The 16,678-nt window shown below is 75.0% G+C and carries 18 protein-coding genes; 9 read left to right on the top strand and 9 right to left on the bottom strand.

Features of this window, described 5'->3' with window-relative positions; all coding sequences use genetic code 11:
* Positions 1-77: 77 nt before the first annotated feature.
* Positions 78-782: a DUF2470 domain-containing protein gene (locus IE219_RS16845; protein ID WP_189978131.1), complete on the bottom strand. Its 705-nt coding sequence runs from the start codon at positions 780-782 to the stop codon at positions 78-80.
* Between the two features lie 161 nt (positions 783-943).
* Here IE219_RS16845 and IE219_RS16840 point away from each other — a divergent pair, with 161 nt between their 5' ends.
* Positions 944-1,432 carry a phosphatase domain-containing protein gene (locus IE219_RS16840; protein ID WP_189978129.1) on the top strand — a complete coding sequence of 163 codons (489 nt, stop codon included), beginning with the start codon at positions 944-946 and terminating at the stop codon, positions 1,430-1,432.
* 133 nt (positions 1,433-1,565) lie between these two features.
* Here IE219_RS16840 and IE219_RS16835 read toward each other — a convergent pair whose 3' ends face one another.
* Positions 1,566-1,781, bottom strand: coding sequence for a dodecin (locus IE219_RS16835; RefSeq protein ID WP_189978127.1), 216 nt, complete (start codon positions 1,779-1,781; stop codon positions 1,566-1,568).
* A 262-nt stretch (positions 1,782-2,043) separates the two neighbouring features.
* On the opposite strand from IE219_RS16835, the gene IE219_RS16830 reads away from it, so the two are divergent.
* From IE219_RS16830 to IE219_RS16820, 3 genes are all read left to right on the top strand, one after another.
* A complete protein-coding gene (locus IE219_RS16830; RefSeq protein WP_189978124.1) occupies positions 2,044-3,294 on the top strand; it encodes an extracellular solute-binding protein in 1,251 nt (416 codons plus the stop codon).
* 163 nt (positions 3,295-3,457) lie between these two features.
* Entirely contained in the window at positions 3,458-4,312 is an 855-nt protein-coding gene (locus tag IE219_RS16825; protein ID WP_189978122.1) for a GNAT family N-acetyltransferase, read from the top strand.
* On the top strand, positions 4,309-5,367 hold the full coding sequence (locus IE219_RS16820) for a lysophospholipid acyltransferase family protein (protein WP_189978120.1): 1,059 nt from the start codon (positions 4,309-4,311) through the stop codon (positions 5,365-5,367). The genes IE219_RS16825 and IE219_RS16820 overlap by 4 nt, the downstream gene beginning before the upstream one ends.
* On the opposite strand, the gene egtD is transcribed toward IE219_RS16820, so the two are convergent.
* The 4 genes from egtD to egtA are packed head-to-tail and all read right to left on the bottom strand — an operon-like array spanning position 5,262 to position 9,554.
* Entirely contained in the window at positions 5,262-6,227 is a 966-nt protein-coding gene (egtD, locus tag IE219_RS16815) for an L-histidine N(alpha)-methyltransferase (RefSeq protein ID WP_189978118.1), read from the bottom strand. The two genes, IE219_RS16820 and egtD, sit on opposite strands and share 106 nt — an antisense overlap.
* A complete protein-coding gene (gene egtC, locus IE219_RS16810; protein WP_189978116.1) occupies positions 6,224-6,976 on the bottom strand; it encodes an ergothioneine biosynthesis protein EgtC in 753 nt (250 codons plus the stop codon). The genes egtD and egtC overlap by 4 nt, the downstream gene beginning before the upstream one ends.
* Positions 6,976-8,298 carry an ergothioneine biosynthesis protein EgtB gene (egtB, locus tag IE219_RS16805; protein WP_189978114.1) on the bottom strand — a complete coding sequence of 441 codons (1,323 nt, stop codon included), beginning with the start codon at positions 8,296-8,298 and terminating at the stop codon, positions 6,976-6,978. The genes egtC and egtB overlap by 1 nt, the downstream gene beginning before the upstream one ends.
* Entirely contained in the window at positions 8,295-9,554 is a 1,260-nt protein-coding gene (egtA, locus tag IE219_RS16800; RefSeq protein ID WP_189978112.1) for an ergothioneine biosynthesis glutamate--cysteine ligase EgtA, read from the bottom strand. Before egtA ends, egtB begins: the two co-directional genes overlap by 4 nt.
* Positions 9,555-9,784: 230 nt before the next feature.
* Between egtA and IE219_RS16795 the strand changes: the two genes are divergently transcribed.
* Complete coding sequence (locus IE219_RS16795) at positions 9,785-10,615, top strand: TIGR02452 family protein (RefSeq protein WP_189978110.1); 831 nt, start codon at positions 9,785-9,787, stop codon at positions 10,613-10,615.
* A 206-nt stretch (positions 10,616-10,821) separates the two neighbouring features.
* Positions 10,822-10,989 (top strand): hypothetical protein, encoded by a 168-nt coding sequence (locus IE219_RS16790; protein WP_189978108.1) that lies wholly within the window; start codon positions 10,822-10,824, stop codon positions 10,987-10,989.
* 146 nt (positions 10,990-11,135) lie between these two features.
* Here IE219_RS16790 and IE219_RS16785 read toward each other — a convergent pair whose 3' ends face one another.
* Both IE219_RS16785 and IE219_RS16780 read right to left on the bottom strand, forming a co-directional pair.
* Positions 11,136-12,575, bottom strand: coding sequence for a flotillin family protein (locus IE219_RS16785; protein WP_189978106.1), 1,440 nt, complete (start codon positions 12,573-12,575; stop codon positions 11,136-11,138).
* An 83-nt stretch (positions 12,576-12,658) separates the two neighbouring features.
* Positions 12,659-12,889, bottom strand: coding sequence for an NfeD C-terminal domain-containing protein (locus tag IE219_RS16780; protein ID WP_229849808.1), 231 nt, complete (start codon positions 12,887-12,889; stop codon positions 12,659-12,661).
* Positions 12,890-12,996: 107 nt separating this feature from the next.
* On the opposite strand from IE219_RS16780, the gene IE219_RS16775 reads away from it, so the two are divergent.
* On the top strand, positions 12,997-13,266 hold the full coding sequence (locus tag IE219_RS16775; protein ID WP_189978104.1) for a hypothetical protein: 270 nt from the start codon (positions 12,997-12,999) through the stop codon (positions 13,264-13,266).
* Positions 13,267-13,387: 121 nt separating this feature from the next.
* Positions 13,388-14,575 carry a thiolase family protein gene (locus IE219_RS16770; protein ID WP_189978102.1) on the top strand — a complete coding sequence of 396 codons (1,188 nt, stop codon included), beginning with the start codon at positions 13,388-13,390 and terminating at the stop codon, positions 14,573-14,575.
* A gap of 113 nt (positions 14,576-14,688) precedes the next feature.
* Here the strand turns inward: IE219_RS16770 and trxA are convergent, their stop codons facing one another.
* A complete protein-coding gene (trxA, locus tag IE219_RS16765) occupies positions 14,689-15,063 on the bottom strand; it encodes a thioredoxin (protein ID WP_189978100.1) in 375 nt (124 codons plus the stop codon).
* Positions 15,064-15,182: 119 nt separating this feature from the next.
* Here trxA and IE219_RS16760 point away from each other — a divergent pair, with 119 nt between their 5' ends.
* On the top strand, positions 15,183-16,631 hold the full coding sequence (locus tag IE219_RS16760; RefSeq protein WP_189978098.1) for a dihydrolipoyl dehydrogenase family protein: 1,449 nt from the start codon (positions 15,183-15,185) through the stop codon (positions 16,629-16,631).
* Positions 16,632-16,678: the final 47 nt, after the last annotated feature.

The raw sequence follows: 16,678 nt of genomic DNA, 5'->3' as shown, positions 1-16,678 counted from the left end.
CTGTGGGTCGCGTTCGCCGCCGGGAGCGGGCGGTGACGTGTGTCACGCCCGGCCCCGGGCCGGTCGGGCGCGGCGGCTCAGGCGAACAGGTGGGAGTGGGACGCGCGCCGCGCGGTGCTCAGGAGGGAGCGGATGCGGGGGCCGACCTGCTCGGCGTCCGAGAGGGGGCTGGGGAAGGGTAGTCGCAGGTCGTACTGGGTGGTGGGGCGTTCGAGGCGCAGGGTGATCCCGTACCGGTCGATCGCGAGCGGCAGGGCCCGGACGAGGTCGCGCTTGAGGTGCGACGCGGCGAGGCGGAGCAGACGGGTGACCAGGTCCGGGTGGTCGGCGGCGAGGTGATGGAGCATCGCCGCCTCGCAGCCCGCGAGAGGATCGGGCTCCGCGGCCCTGAGCTGGGCCGCCGGGACGTACGTGCGCCCCTCGTCGTCCTCCAGGACCGCCTGGCCGAGCGCCACGCAGGTGCTCTCGGTGCTTTCCGGGCCGTAGGGGGCGGCGACGAGGCCGGTGAGCGTCACCCGGGCGCGCACCCGGTCGCGCACCGGGGTGGGGGCGATGTCGGTCAGCTCGATGCGCAGGGGGACGCGCGGCACCCCGTGACGGCCGTCGAAGTCCTCGGCGGAGTCGTGCAGATGGACGCGGCCCGTCGCGGGCGCGCCGCCGGAGCCGTGGACCTCGTACCGGCGGCCGTCGACCACGACGGTCATGGAGGGGGCCACCGCGATGATCGACCGCATCCGCTCGGCGGGGGTCGGTCGCGAGGTACGGGCAGGGCGAAGCCGCATGGGTGCTCCAGGGGAGGGCGGAAGCGAAGGCTTACTTAGGTAAGCCTAACTTAACTTCTCACGCCCGAAAGGGTGCCGGCGGCCCGGGGCGGCTCCGGGGGCGCCACGGCTTCCGGGAAGCGCGCGGGACGGTTGTCGGAGGCGGCTCCTAGGCTGGACCCGTGACACGGGACACCCGGCCGCTGGCCGTCTTCGACCTCGACAACACGCTCGCCTCGACCGCCCACCGGCAGCACTTCCTGGAGGGCTCCCCGCGCGACTGGGACGGGTTCTTCGCGGCGGCGCCCGCCGACCCGCCGCTGGCGGAGGGGGTGGCCCTGTGCCGGTCCGCCGCAGAGGAGTGCGAAGTGGTCTACCTCACGGGCCGCCCCGAGCGCTGCCGCCGGGACACCCTGGACTGGCTCGCGGCGCAGGGGCTCCCCGAGGGGCCGCTCCACATGCGGCGGCCCCGCGACTTCCGGCCCGCCCGGGTGACCAAGACGGAGATCCTGCGGCGGCTCGCGGCCGACCGGGAGGTCCGGATGCTGGTCGACGACGACGCGCTCGTCTGCGACGCCGCCGAGGAGGCCGGCTTCACGGTCGTCCGCGCCCGCTGGGCCGCCTCCTCCGAGGCGCTGAGCGACGCCCAGGAGCGCGAGGGCCGGACCTGACCGGACCCGGTCCCCGCCCGCCGGCACGCGCGCGTACCGGCGCCTCGTGCCGCCCGGAGGGCGTACACCCGGGCCGTACGCCCTCCCGGGACCGTGCGCGGCCCCGGGGCCGTAAGGTGTCCGCCGGAGCGGGTCAGGCGTCCTCGTCCAGCCGGAAACCGACCTTCAGGCCCACCTGGTAGTGCTCGATCCGCCCGTCCACCAGGTGGCCGCGCACCTGGGTGACCTCGAACCAGTCGAGGCCGCGGAGCGTCCGGGAGGCGCGCTCGACGCCGTTGCGGATGGCCTGGTCGACGCCCTCGGTGGAAGTGCCGACGATCTCGGTGACGCGATAGGTGTGGTTCGACATGGGGGCCGGACTCCTCTCGTGCGGTCCCTCCACCGTGCCCCAGGGGCGTGCGGCGCGCGACGCGGGGCCGGTCCTCTTCGCCCGTACCCGGGGGTAACCGTTCCGATTGTCCCGCCCTCGACAGAAACGAGATGGTCAAGGACTTGACCATTTCTGATGGTCCAGACCAGAATCCAGGCCACATACCCGCGCGAACATCCCGTTCGGTCCCCCCATGCCGGGTCAGTCCCCTGCCGTCGTGTAGTGAACCGAAGGTGACGTCGTGAAGAACCGCTCTCTCGCATGCCCGCTGGCCGCCGCCGCAGCGCTCTCCCTCGCGGGCTGCGGACTGTTGCCGGGCTCAGGGAGCCAGACCCGTACGGTCGACATATGGCTCATGCGGGACAGCGTCAGCGAGGACTTCCTCAACCGCTTCACCAAGGCGTACGAGGACGAGCACGACGGCGTCAAGCTCAACGTCACGATCCAGGAGTGGACCGGCATCGGCAAGAAGGTCACCGAGGCCATCAAGGGCGGCGGCGGCCCCGACGTCATCGAGGTCGGCAACACCCAGGTCGCCCAGTACGCCGACACCGACCGGCTCTACGACCTCACCCTGGAGTCCGTCCGCGACCTCGGCAGCTCCGACTGGCTGCCCGGTCTCGCCGAGCCCGGCAGCATCGGCGGCTCCCAGTACGGCATCCCCTGGTACGCCGCCAACCGCATCGTGATCTACAACAAGGACCTGTTCGCCCAGGCGGGCGTCGACAAGCCGCCGGCCACGCGCGCGGAGTGGCTCACCACCACCGAGAAGCTCAACAAGCAGGGCTCCCAGGGCATCTACCTGGCGGGCCAGGACTGGTACACCCTCGCCGGCTTCATCTGGGACGAGGGCGGCGAGCTCGCCGACGACGAGAACGGCGAGTGGACCGGCGCCCTCCACACCCCCGCGGCCCTGCGCGGCATGGACTTCTACAAGAGCCTCCAGTCCCTCGGCTCCGGCCCGAAGAACGCCGACGAGCAGAGCCCGCCGCAGGCCGAGGTCTTCGCCCGGGGCGACGTCGCCCAGCTGATCGCCGTGCCCAGCGCCATCCCCGCCATCCTCAAGGCCAACCCCGGCCTCAAGGACAAGCTCGGCTACTTCCCCCTCCCCGGCAAGAAGGCCGGCACCCCCGGCGCGGTCTTCATCGGCGGCTCCGACCTGATCATCCCGGAGAACGCCCCCGACCGGGCCGCCGCACTCGACGTCGTCAAGGCGCTGGCCGGCGAGAAGTGGCAGACCGACCTCGCCCGCTCCATGGGCTACGTGCCCAACAAGAAGGGCCTCGCCTCCGTCGTCTCCGGCCAGGAGGCCACCGCCGCCATGGCCGCAGGCGCCGCCAACGGCCGCGCCACCCCGAACTCCCCGCAGTGGGCCAACGTCGAGGGCGACAACCCGATCAAGCCCTTCATGACCGCCGTCCTGGAGGGCAAGGACGCCGCGAAGGCGGCCCGCACCGCCTCGCAGGCGATCACGGAGACCCTCGCCGAATAGCGGCCCCGGGAAGGCCGCCGCAGAGCATTCAGCCTTCCCACACCCGCGATCCCCCGGCCGGTCATGTCGAATCCAGCCGGCGGCGGAAGAAGTAAGGGGCCGGCCCGCACCACGCGCGGGCCGGTACCGCCCCTTCCCCTTCCGTACGCCGGAGGAGACCGCCATGCCCGCTCCCTCGCACGCGCTCGCCGACTCCACCGCCCCCGCCGTCCCCCTGCCGGCGGGCATCCAGCCCGCCTTCGGGCTCCCCGCGCAGCCCGGCCCGGCCGACGGCGGCGGACGGCCCGAGCCCCGCTACGTCGTGGGGCTCGCCCGCGACCAGGAGGAGGTCCGCGCCGCCCAGCGGCTGCGCCACCTGGTCTTCGCCGGGGAGATGGGCGCCCGCCTCGACAGCCCCGAGCCGGGGCTCGACGTCGACGCCTTCGACGACCACTGCGACCACCTCCTGGTCCGCGAGGAGACCACCGGCGAGGTCGTCGGCACCTACCGCATCCTGCCGCCCGAGCGGGCCGCCGCCACCGGCCGGCTCTACTCGGAGACCGAGTTCGACCTCTCCCGCCTCGCCCCGCTCCGCCCCGGCCTGGTCGAGGTCGGCCGCTCCTGCGTCCACCCCGCCCACCGCAACGGCGCCGTGATAGCCCTCATCTGGGCCGGCCTCGCCCGCTACATGACCCGCACCGGCCACGAGTGGCTGGCCGGCTGCTGCTCCCTCCCGCTCGCCGACGGCGGCGCGCTGGCAGCCGCCACCTGGGACACCGTCAAGGCCCAGCACCTCGCCCCCGAGGAGTACTGGGTCACCCCGCACCGGCTCTGGAACGCCGACGGCGTCGCCCGCCCCGAGGGCCGCACCGAACTCCCGCCGCTGCTCCGCGGCTACATCCGGCTCGGCGCCCGGGTCTGCGGCGCCCCCGCCCACGACCCCGACTTCGGCGTCGCCGACCTCTACGTGCTGCTCTCGCTGCGCCGGACCAACCCGCGCTACCTGCGCCACTTCCTCTCGCTCGTCCCGGCCCCGTGACCGCCGCCGCGCCGCCGTCGCCGTGGCTCCCCACGGCGCCCTGCACCCCGGGCGTCCGGTGCGCGGCCCATCCGGACCCCGCGGGGGAGCCCGCGGCGGCGCCGGTGCCCGCGCCGCTCGCCTGCGCCCGCCTCGCGGCCGGCTGCGCGGCCGTCCTGCTCGGCGTGGTCCTCCTCCCGGCGGCCGGCCTCCTGCCCGCCGCCGCCCGGCTCGCCCTGGTCCGGCGCTGGGTGCGGGCGGTGGTCCGCGCCTTCGGCGTCCGGCTGACCGTCCACGGCGCCCCGCCGCCCGCCGGCCGGCCGCTGCTCGTGGTCGCCAACCACGTCTCCTGGCTGGACGTCCCCCTGGTCGCCGCCGTCCTGCCCGGCCGGATGGTCGCCAAGGCCGAGGTGCGCGGCTGGCCGCTGCTCGGCGCCCTCGCGGCCCTCGGCGGCACCGTCTTCATCGACCGCGACGGGCTGCGCCGGCTCCCCGGCACCGTGCGCGAGGTCGCCGGCGCGCTCGCCGCCGGCGGCCGGGTGACGGCCTTCCCGGAGGGCTCGACGTGGTGCGGACGGGCGGGTGGGCGGTTCCGTCCGGCCCTCTTCCAGGCCGCTGTGGACACCGGATCCGATATCCAGCCGGTACGGATCGGCTACCGGCCGACCGGAGCGGCGGCGTACGTGGGGGAGGACCCGCTCGGTGCGTCGCTCTGGCGGATCGCGCGGGCCCGGGGGCTTGTGGCCGAGATACGAATATTGGATCCGATATCCGTGATTCAGTATCCCGACCGCAGGAGCCTGGCCACCGCCGCCCAGCACGCCCTCGCCTCCGCCGCCGTCCCCGCTCGTGTCCCGGGCCCTGTTCCCGCTCCTGCCCCGGTTCCCGCTCCGGCCGCTGTCCCCGTCTCCGTTCCCGTACGTCCCACAGCCCCCGTACGCCCCTCGCTCCCCGTCTCCGCCCCCGCCCGCTACCGGGCCGTCGCCAGCGAGAGCGCGAACCGGCCCTCCTCGTCCGTCCACCACCGCACCAGGTCGAGCCCGGCCGCCGCCAGCTCCGCCCGCACCCCTTCCTGACGGAACTTCGCCGACACCTCGGTCCGCAGCTCCTCGCCCGCCGCGAACGGCACCGCCAGGTCGAGGCCGGGGATCTTCACGGTCAGCGCGTGCCGGGCGCGCAGCCGCATCTCGATCCACTCCCGCTCCCGGTCCCAGCGGGCCACGTGGTCGAAGTCGTCGGGGTCGGCGTCCGCGCCGAGCTCCCGGTCGATCACGGCCAGCACGTTCTTGTTGAACGCCGCCGTCACCCCGGCCGCGTCGTCGTACGCGGCCACCAGGGTCGGCTCGTCCTTCACCAGGTCGGTGCCGAGCAGGAAGGCGTCGCCGGGCGAGGTCATCGCCCGCACCGACCGCAGGAAGGCCCGCCGCTCCCCGGGCAGCAGGTTCCCGATCGTCCCGCCGAGGAAGGCCACCAGCCGGGGCCCGGGGGTGTCCGGCAGGGAGATCCCCCGGGTGAAGTCGGCGACCAGCGCGTGCACCCGCAGTTCGGGGCGGTCGGTGAGCAGCGCCTCGGCGGCCCCCTTCAGCGCCGACTCGCTCACGTCCACCGGCACGTACGCGGCCAGCCCCGGCCGCAGCGCGTCGATCAGGAACCGGGTCTTCTCCGACGAGCCGGACCCCAGCTCCACCAGGGTCCCGGCCCCGGTCGCCGCCGCGATCTCCGGCGCCCGCGCGACCAGGATCTCCCGCTCGGCCCGGGTCGGGTAGTACTCGGGCAGCCGGGTGATCGCGTCGAACAGCTCGCTGCCGCGCGCGTCGTAGAACCACTTCGGCGGCAGCGCCTTGGGCGTGCCGGTCAGCCCGCGCAGCACGTCGGCGCGCAGGTCGGCGGCGGCCGCGTCGGGGGCGAGGGTACGGGTCAGCTGGAACGTGCTCACGCGGACGACTCCTTGAGCGGGGTGAGGACGACGGCCGCCCGGGTGGCGGTGACCAGCGTGTGCCCGGGCACCTCCCGCCAGCGCGGATCGTCGTCGTACGGTTCGGACGCCACGACCGCCAGGCCGGGCTCCGCCAGGTACCACAGGCTGTTCCCCCACGCGGTCGCCGCGATCACGGCACCGTCGGTCAGCAGCAGGTTGAGCCGGGCCCCCGGCGCGGCCTCGGCCGCCGCCGTCACGGTCCCGGCGAGCGCGTCCCCCGGCCCCTGGCCGGACCGCAGCCGGCGCAGCACGAGCGCCCACAGCAGCGCCGAGTCGGTCCGCGCCGCCAGCTCCAGCAGCTCGGCCGCCGGCAGCGCCGCGGCCAGCGGCGCCAGCGACCCGGGCCAGCCCGGCACGGCGCCGTTGTGGCTGAACAGCCACCGCCCCGAGGCGAACGGCGCCGCCGCGGCCTCCCCGTCCGCGCCCGGCAGCGTCGCGCCCCGCACCGCGCCGAGCAGCGCTCCGCTGCGCACCACCCGGGCGAGGTCGGCGAAGGACAGGTCGCCCCAGATCGGCCCGGCGCGCCGGTACCGGGCCGGGACCGGGTCCCCGTCCGCGTACCAGCCGACGCCGAAGCCGTCCGCGTTCACCACCCCGCTGCTTTGCGTCCGGGGCTCCCACGCCTGCCGGAGCAGCGCGTGCGGCGGCCGGACGAGGAGCGCGCCGAGCGCCACCGGATCGCCCAGATAGGCGAGGTGACGGCACATCAGCCCGGCTCCGTGGAACGGGCGGTGCGGAAGCCGGAGAAGATCTGCCGCCGCACCGGATGGTCCCAGTTGCGGAAGGTCCCCCGGCAGGCCACCGCGTCCACCGCGAAGGAACCGCCGCGCAGCACCTTGTGGGCGGCGCCGAAGAACACCTCCGAGTACTCCTTGTACGGGAACGCCCGGAAGCCCGGGTACGGCAGGAAGTCGCTCGCCGTCCACTCCCACACGTCGCCGATGAGCTGGCGCACCCCGAGCGGCGAGGCGCCCGCCGGATAGCCGCCCGCCCGCGCGGGACGCAGGTGCCGCTGCCCCAGGTTGGCGTGGTCCGGGCCCGGGTCGGCGTCGCCCCACGGGTAGCGGCGCGAGCGGCCGGTGACCGGGTCGTACCGGGCCGCCTTCTCCCACTCGGCCTCCGTCGGCAGCCGCCGCCCCGCCCAGCGGGCGTACGCGTCCGCCTCGTACCAGCTCACGTGCAGGACGGGCTCGTCCTCCGGCACCGGCTCGGTCACCCCGAACCGGCGGCGCAGCCACCGCCCGCCCTCCTGCCGCCAGAACAGCGGCGCCACCAGGGCGTGCGCGCGCACCTGCTCCCACCCCTCCGGGCGCCACCACCGCCGGTCGGTGTAGCCGCCGTCCGCCATGAACGCCAGATAGGCGCCGTTGGTGACCGGCACGGTGTCGATGTGGAAGGCGGCCACGGAACGGGTGTGCGCGGGACGCTCGTTGTCCAGCGCCCACGGCTCGTCCGAGGTGCCCATCGTGAACGGACCGCCCGGCACCAGGACTTCGGCGGGGAGCGGTACGGAGGGGTGCGCCGGGGGCGGAGGAGCGTGCAGCACCGCAGGACCCTTCCGCAGCTGATGGGTGATCAGCATGGTCTCGTCGTGCTGCTGTTCGTGCTGGGCGACCATCCCGAAGGCGAAGCCGTCCGCGAGCAGGGGGCGGCCTTCCATGCGGGATCCGGCCAGCACGTCGAGGACCCGGTCCCGCACCCCGGCGGCGTACGCCCGCGCCTCGTCCGGCGGCAGCAGCGGCAGCGACGGCCGCTCGGACCGGGGGTGCTCGAAGGCGTCGTACAGCGGGTCGATCTCGGGCCGCAGCGCCTCCCGGCCCCCGACCGCCCGCCACAGCCACTGCTCCTCCTGGTTCCCGATGTGTGCCAGGTCCCACACCAGAGGCGACATCAACGGCGAGTGCTGGGCGGTCAGTTCGCCGTCGTCCACACACTCGGTCAGCAGCGCGGTACGGGCCCGGGCGGCGGTCAGCGCCTCAAGGGCCCGGGTCCGCAGGGCCTTTGCCCCGGGGGCGTCCGGGCCGCTCACGGGGCGCTCGCCCCCAGCTCGACGGCCGGACAGCCGCCGGGCTCCACGTACCGCTCCCGGAAGGCGTCCACCGCCCGCCGCACCGGCTCGTTCGCGCCGACCCGCCGCAGCGCCGGACCGGCCGCCGCGAACACCTCCAGCGCCGCCGCGTGCAGCGCCGGATCGGCCAGCCCGTCCCGGGCCGCCCGCGTCCACAGCGGATTGCGCGGCGCCGGCTCGGGACCCGCCAGCTCCGCCAGCGGCCGCACCGCCCGGTGGGCCGCCTCGGCCGCCTCGGGGTCCTCGAAGACCGCCGTGGCCAGCGCCACCGGCACCATCCAGCCGTCCGCGCCCGGCTGCGCGTCGATCATCCGCAACTCCAGGTGGCCGCGCGGCCGGACCGGCGGGAAGAGCGTCGTCATGTGGTAGCGCAGGTCGTCGGCGTCGGCCGGACGCGGCAGCCCCGTCCGCAGCCACTCCCGGAACGTCAGCCCCTCCGGCACCAGCCACGGACCCTCCTCGGCGCGTACGCAGAGCACCGGCGTGTCCAGGACGTGCGCCGCCCAGCGGGTGCGCGGCTCCCGGTCGGCCGGCGGCGCCAGCGTCCGCCGGGGGTCGAGCCCGGCCCACAGCGCCTGCCGAGTGGAACGCCAGCCGGTGCGCCGCCCGCCGTGCTGCGGGGAGTTGGCGAAGACCGCCACCAGGACCGCGCCGAGCAGATGGGCCAGCTCCCAGCGGCGCAGGTGCCCGAGCGGCCCCGGCTCCTCGTACCCCGCGTCCAGGCAGACCTGGACGGAGGCCGACTCGCACATCATGGCCCGGCCCCCCGGGCCCGTCCGCCCGAGCGCGGTCTCCATCGCGTCGTACCGGGGTTCGCGCAGCACGCGCTCGCGCGGCGCGTGCCACGGGTCCACGCCGTACCCGCTCAGCGTCAGACCGAGCGGAGCCAGCGCCGCGCGCACCGCCGCCAGGTCGGAGGCGAGCGAGTCCAGGCACTCCATCAGGGAGCCGGCCGGCCGCGAGCTGAGCTCCAGCTGCCCGCCGGGCTCGAAGGTCAGGGCCGACACCAGCGGCAGCGACCGCACGCTGTCGAGGGCGGCCGTCAGCCGGGCCGGCGGCACCGGCTCGCGCGGGTCGCGCAGATCGTGGACGAGCCACTCCAGCTCCGCCCCCACGGTCCGGGGCGGGCCGGTCTTGAAGCAGATGCAGCGCAACAGGTCCTCCGCCGCCTCCTCAGTGAGGGGCGGTCCGCCGCGCGGGGTACCGCTGGGCGCCATCCGTGCACCTCCAGGTGCTGGTCGCGGAACCGGTCGGGAAGCCGCTGCCTTCCACCTAAAGCCACCGCCGGACGGCGTGCAAGAGCGCCTGGGCGCCCCCTCGCGCGCCCCCTGTGCCCCCGATCGTCCGTAAAACGCCCCCGACCCCGCGACGCGCCCGGGGCACCTCCGCGACGGGGGCCGGAAAAACCGTTTGTCCGGCGGCGCGTACGACGATCATGCTGCCGGACATGAGTGCACGACTGCGCGAGACCGCGCGGCACACCGAGGAGATCGTCGCCTCGGGTGCCTACACCGCCCCCGACGGGCGGACCGTCTCCCTCGCGGAGGACCTCGCCGCCGCCCTGGCGGGAACCCGTCTGTACGGCCCCGAGCCCGTCCCCGCCACCCCCAGCACCGGCCGCGCCGGCCGGATCGAGGTCACCGGCGAGAGCAGCCTCGCCGCCGCCCGCCGGATGACCGCCGCCGACCCCGGCAGCCCGGTCGCCGTCCTGAACTTCGCCTCCGCCCGCAACCCCGGCGGCGGCTACCTCAACGGCGCCCAGGCCCAGGAAGAGGCCCTCTGCCGCTCCTCCGCCCTGTACGCCACCCTGCTCCGCGCCCCCGCCTACTACGAGCACCACCGCGCCGACCGGGACACCTTCTACACCGACCGGGTGATCCACTCGCCCCGAGTGCCGGTCTTCCGCGACGACCGGGGCGACCTGCTCACCACCCCCTTCACCGTCGGCTTCCTCACCTCGCCCGCGCCCAACGCCGGCGTGATCCACCGCACCGCCCCCGAGCGGGCCCACCTGATCCCCGCCGCCCTGGCCTCCCGCGCCGAACGGGTCCTGGAGACCGCCGTCGCCGGGGGGTACCGCCGGATCGTCCTGGGCGCCTGGGGCTGCGGAGTCTTCCGCAACGACCCCGCCCAGGTCGCGGGCGCCTTCCACGCGCTGCTGACGGGGGAGGGGCGGTTCGCCGGCCACTTCGACGAGGTCGTCTTCGGGGTGCTGGACCGGGGGAGGGGGACACCGACGCTCGCGGCCTTCCGCCGGATCCTGGATCCAGAATCCTGAACATTGGATCCGAGATCCAGAACCTTGGATCCTGGCCGCTGGATCCGGGATCCCGGATCCCGGACATTGGATCCAGTAGCCAGGACATTGGATCCACCCCACCCCGAATACCCCACCATGCACCTTTCCTCCTTCCGTGCGAGCCTGAAGGGACACGGAGGCGCGTTCCGAACGCGCCCCACCCCCGTCGCACGGGAGGCACGATCGTGGGCAGGAAACAGACCCGGGTGAACAAGGGCGCCCGCAGCGGCGGCCACGAGCACCGCGAGGGAGCGCCCGCCAAGGAGAAGGGCACCAGTCCCGAGAGCAGGACGCCCGCACCCCTCTTCGACCAGCCGTCCCACCGCAAGGAGCGGAAGTTCGGCCACAACTGAGCGCGAAGGTCCGGGAGTCGGGGAAGCGGGGTACGGGGGTACGGGCAGGGCCCGGCGCACGACGGCGCCGGGCCCTGCCCGCGTACCCCACTCGTCACATTCGCCTCGCCCGCTTCACCCTCCTCGGGGAGACGTGTCCCGCCGGGTCACTCCTCCTCAAGGCTGATCCTGACGACGGTCTCGTCCGGGGACCGCGGGCCGGTGGACTCCGCCCCGGCGCGGGCCGGGGGCACCGGGGTGGCCGGGCGGTCCGCCGCGTCCGGGCCCATCGAGGCCAGGAGCTGACGGGCGAGCCCGAGGCCGGTCCCGCCCATGGTCAGGGCCTTGGCGAACATGTCGGCCATGCCGTCGGCGCCGTTCAGGAGGACCATCTGGTCCACGTTCCCGAAGGCGGAGGCTCCGGCCTGGACGATCTCCGGCCACTTCTCGGCGAGCTGCTGCGCGACGACGGCCTCCTGGTTCTCGGCGAGGGCGGCCGCGCGCGCCTTGATGGCATCGGCCTCGGCCAGGCCCTTGGCCCGGGTCGCCTCGGCCACCGCGAGACCCTTGGCGTGCGCGGCCGCGGCCTCGGCCTCACCGGTGACCCGGGTCGCCGTCGCCGTCGCCGCGCTGGCCAGCTCGGTCTCCCGGGCCTTGGCCTGCGCCGCCGAGATCCGGGCGTCGCGCTCGGCCTCGGCCAGGGTCCGCTTCTCGTACGCCGTCGCGTCGGCCGGCTTGCGGACGTCCGCCTGGAGCTGCTGCTCCTTGCGCTGCGCCTCCAGTTCCGCCACCCGGGTCTCCTGCACGACGACCTCCTGGCGGGAGGCCGCCTCGGCGAGCGGACCGGCCTGCCGGGACCGCGCGCTGGCCTGGTCCCGCTCGGCCTGGTAGCCGGCCTGGAGGATCTCGCTGTCGCGGGTCGCCTCCGACATCCGGGCGGCGGCCTGCTGCTCCGCCTCGGTCGCCCGCCGGTTCGCCTCCGCCTGCGCGATCCGGGCGTCCCGCTGGACGGCCGCCGCGTGCGGTGCGGCCAGGTTCTTGATGTAGCCGGTCGGGTCCTCGATCTCGTGGATCTGGAGCGAGTCGACGATCAGACCGAGCTTCTCCATCTCCGTGCCACAGGCCGAACGGGCCTGCCCGGTCAGCTTCTCCCGGTCACGGATCATGTCCTCCACGGTCAACCCGCCGACGATGGCGCGCAGATGGCCGGCGAAGACGATGTGGACCCGCTCGGACATCAGCTTCTGCTGGTCCAGGAAGCGGCGGGCCGCGTTGGCGATCGACACGAAGTCGTCGCCCACCTTGAAGATCACCACGCCCCGCACCTTGAGCGGAATGCCCTGGTGGGTGACGCACTCGACGGACAGCTGGGTCTCGTTGAGGTCGAGCGAGAGCTTGCGCACCGCCTGCACGCCCGGCAGCACCAGCGTGCCCCGGCCGGTGACGATGCGGAAGCCCATGCCCTCGCCGAGGCCCTCGTTCTTGTGGTTGGAACCGGAGATGATGAGCGCCTCGTTGGGTTCCGCGACGCGCCACATCATCTTGAACAGCACGATCAGGACGACGACGGAGCCGACGACGGCGCCCGCCAGAATGCCGATGCCCATGGGCAGGGGTCCCCCTTCACCGGAACCGCGCGGACCCGGTGAGGGGAGTGTGCGCCCGCGCGGGGCGCCGCTCAACGGTCGTGTCAGACGTCGTACACGGCTGTGACATAGACGGTGCGCGGAGGGAGGTGTTCCATCACGGTCACCAGCGTGCCGACCTCGATCCGCTGCTTCGGCGTGGCGGCGTACGCGAGGAAGTGCTCGGCCCCGCCGCGGATCCGCAGGATCACCTCGCCGACGAGACCGGGCCCGATCGTCCCCGTCACCCGGCCGAGCAGTCCCACCATCGAGCTCTCCATCGACGCGTCGTCCATGCCCGAACGGTACGTCAGAACCCCTGCCCGCGGGACCGGGCGGACCGCGCCGCCCGACCGGACCGCGCCGCCCGGCGGGAGCCGCGCCGAGCGCTTAGCGTCGGTGCATGAGCACTCATCCGAAGCGTTACGAGGTCCTGCTGGTGCCGGCGCACGTCGAGGACCGGGGCGGGGCGAGCGTCGCGGACAGCGCCGTCCGGTCCGCCGTCGTGGAGTGGACGGGGCGGTACGGGGAGTCCGGCTACCCCCGCTACGAGGGGCACGGGATCGCCGCCGACGTGGACCAGGAGACCCGCACGGTGGAGGCGCTGCTGGTGGACGGCCGGGAGCTCGACTACGGCCTCGTCGCCCTGGTGCGGGACGCCCCCGGGAGCTGAGCCGCCGGGGGCGGCGTTGACAGGGCGGACCGGCGGGCCCAGACTCTGCGCGCGCAACCGCGCGAAACTTGCTTCCACCAGGCGAACAGAGCCGTCCGCCGGTCCCCCGGGAGAGAAACCGATGAGCATCCGCGACGTGTACATCGTCGACGCCGTCCGCACCCCGATCGGAAAGTTCGGAGGCGCGCTCTCCCCGGTCCGCCCCGACGACCTCGCCGCCCATGTCGTCAAGGCGCTCGTGGACCGCACCCCCGACCTCGACCCGGCCCGGATCGACGACGTCTACTTCGGCGACGCCAACGGCGCCGGCGAGGACAACCGCGACGTGGCCCGCATGGCGGTCCTCCTCGCCGGGCTGCCCGTCACCGTCCCCGGCGTCACCGTGAACCGGCTCTGCGGCTCCGGCCTGGAGGCCGTGATCCAGGCCGCCCGCGCGGTCGCGCTCGGCGACGCCTCGGTGGCGGTCGCCGGCGGCGTCGAGTCGATGTCCCGCGCCCCCTGGGTGCTCCAGAAGCCCGAGCGGGCCTTCCCCGCCGGCCACCAGCAACTCCACTCGACCACCCTCGGCTGGCGCATGGTCAACCCGCGGATGCCCGCCGAGTGGACCGTCTCCCTCGGCGAGGGCGCCGAGCTGATCGCCGACAAGCACGCCCTCGGCCGCGAGGCCCAGGACGCCTTCGCCCTCGACAGCCACCGCAAGGCCGCCGAGGCATGGGCCAAGGGGCTCTACGACGCCGAGGTCGTCCCCTACCCGGGCGTGGACCTCGCCCGCGACGAGTGCGTCCGCGAGAACACTTCCCTGGAGGCCCTGGGCGGCCTCCGGCCGGTCTTCCGGGCCGAGGGCGGCACCGTCACCGCCGGCAACGCCTCGCCGCTCAACGACGGCGCCGCCGCCCTGCTCCTCGTCGACGAGGAGGGGCTGCGGGCCACCGGCCGCGAGCCGCTCGCCCGGGTCCGCGCCTCCGCCGTCACCGGCGTCGAGCCGCAGCTCTTCGGCCTCGGCCCGGTCGCCGCCGTCCGGCGCGCCCTGGAGAAGTCCGGCCGCTCCTTCGCGGACCTGACGACCTTCGAACTGAACGAGGCGTTCGCCGCCCAGGCCCTCGGCTGCCTCGCCGAGTGGCCGGAACTCGACCCCTCGGTCGTCAACCCGCGCGGCGGCGCCATCGCGCTCGGCCACCCGCTCGGCGCCTCCGGAGCCCGGCTCGCGGGCTCGGTCGCCCACCAGCTCGCCGCCGCGGGCTCCGGCACCGGCCTCGCCGCGCTCTGCATCGGCGTCGGCCAGGGCCTGGCCCTCGTCCTGGAGCGCTGAGCCCGGGCGGGAACGGCCGGGACACGGGTGAGCCCCCGCCGGAGCGGGGGCTCTCACCGCGTGCGCGCGGCCCGGGGCGCGCCCGGCGGATCACGGCCGGGGACGGCCCCGGCTCACTCGGCCGCGCCCGCCTGCTGCTCGGCGACGGACTTGCGGACCTCGTCCATGTCCAGCTTGCGGGCCTGGCCGATGACGTCCTCCAGGGCGGCCTCGGGCAGCGCGCCGGGCTGCGCGAAGATCGCCACCTTCTCCCGGACGATCATCAGGGTCGGGATGGAGCGGATCTCGAAGGCGGCGGCCAGCTCCTGCTGGTCCTCGGTGTCGACCTTGGCGAAGACCAGGTCGGGGTGGCGCTCCGAGGCGGCCTCGAAGACCGGGGCGAACTGACGGCAGGGACCGCACCACGAAGCCCAGAAGTCGATCAGGACGAAGTCGTTCCCGGCCACGACCTCGTCGAAGTTTTCCTTGGTGAGCGCGATGGTGCTCATCGTTCCGCCTTTCGGTCTTTCCGTCTCCGGTGGTGTCCTCACGGTCCCCTGGGGACTCGCCCCGCACAACGGCGTATCGGGCCGCGCTATTCCGGCCCCTACCCGCCAGACTGGTTCCCATGACACGAACCGTGGAGAACGCGCACGCGTACGACGTGGTGGTTCTGGGCGCCGGACCGGTCGGGGAGAACGTCGTCGACCGCGTCCGGGCGGCCGGGCTGACCGCCGCGATCGTCGAGTCCGAGCTGCTCGGCGGCGAGTGCTCGTACTGGGCCTGCATGCCCAGCAAGGCGCTGCTCCGCCCGGTCCTCGCCCGCTCCGACGCCCGCCGGGTCCCCGGCCTGGCCGAGGCCGTGCGCCGCCCGCTGGACGCCCCGGCGGTCTTCGCCCACCGGGACGAGACCGTCGGCCACTGGAAGGACGACGGCCAGGCCGACTGGCTCGGTTCGATCGGCGTACGGGTCTTCCGCGGCCACGGGCGGCTCGACGGGCCCCGCCGGGTCGCCGTCGAGGGCCCCGAGGGCGAGCGCCACCTCCTCACCGCCCGGCACGCGGTCGCCGTCTGCACCGGCAGCCGCGCCGCCCTGCCCCCGCTGCCGGGCCTGGCCGGGGCCCGCCCCTGGACCAGCCGGGAGGCGACCAGCGCCGACCGGGTGCCGGGCCGGCTCCTTGTGGTCGGCGGCGGGGTCGTCGGCGTCGAGATGGCCACCGCCTGGCACGCCCTGGGCGCGCACGTGACCATGCTGGTCCGGGGCGACGGGCTGCTGCCCCGGATGGAGCCCTTCGTGGGCGAGCGGATCGCCGGGGCGCTGCGGGCGCGCGGCGCCGACGTCCGGACCGGGGTCGCGGTCGAGGCCGTCGTACGGGACGGCGGCAGCGGCCCCGTCACCCTGGTCCTGGAGGGCGGCGAGACGGTCGAGGGCGACGAGGTCCTCTTCGCCACCGGCCGCGCCCCGCGCACCGAGGACGTCGGCCTGGAGACCGTCGGCCTGGAACCCGGCTCGTGGCTGGACGTCGACGACACCCTCCGGGTCACCGGCAGCGACTGGCTCTACGCGGTCGGGGACGTCAACCGGCGGGCGCTCCTCACCCACCAGGGCAAGTACCAGGCGCGGATCGCGGGCGCCGCGATCGCCGCCCGCGCGGCCGGCGACCCGCTCGACGGGGCCGCGCCCTGGGGCCCGTACGCGGCCACCGCCGATTACGGGGCCGTCCCGCAGGTGGTCTTCTCCGACCCGGAGGCCGCCGCCGTCGGACTGAGCCTGGCCGAGGCCGGGCACGCCGGGTACCGGGTCCGCGCGGTCGACGTCGACATGCGCTCGGTGGCCGGCGCCGGGCTCTACGCCCAGGGGTACTCCGGCGCGGCCCGCCTCGTCGTCGACCTCGACCGCGAGGTGCTGCTCGGCGCCTCCTTCGTGGGCCCGGCCGTCGGCGAGCTGCTGCACGCGGCCACCGTCGCGGTCACCGCCGAGGTGCCGCTCTCCCGCCTGTGGCACGCGGTCCCCTCGTACCCGACGATCAGCGAGGTCTGGCTCCGTCTCCTGGAGGCGTACCGGGACCGCGCCTGAGCCGGTCCCCACACGCGTGCGCGCGGGTGCCTGAGGTACTCCCGGCA

The organism is Streptomyces termitum, assembly GCF_014650175.1.
In the GTDB taxonomy this organism is placed as follows: domain Bacteria; phylum Actinomycetota; class Actinomycetes; order Streptomycetales; family Streptomycetaceae; genus Streptomyces; species Streptomyces termitum.
This window is presented reverse-complemented; position numbering and strand designations above follow the sequence as displayed.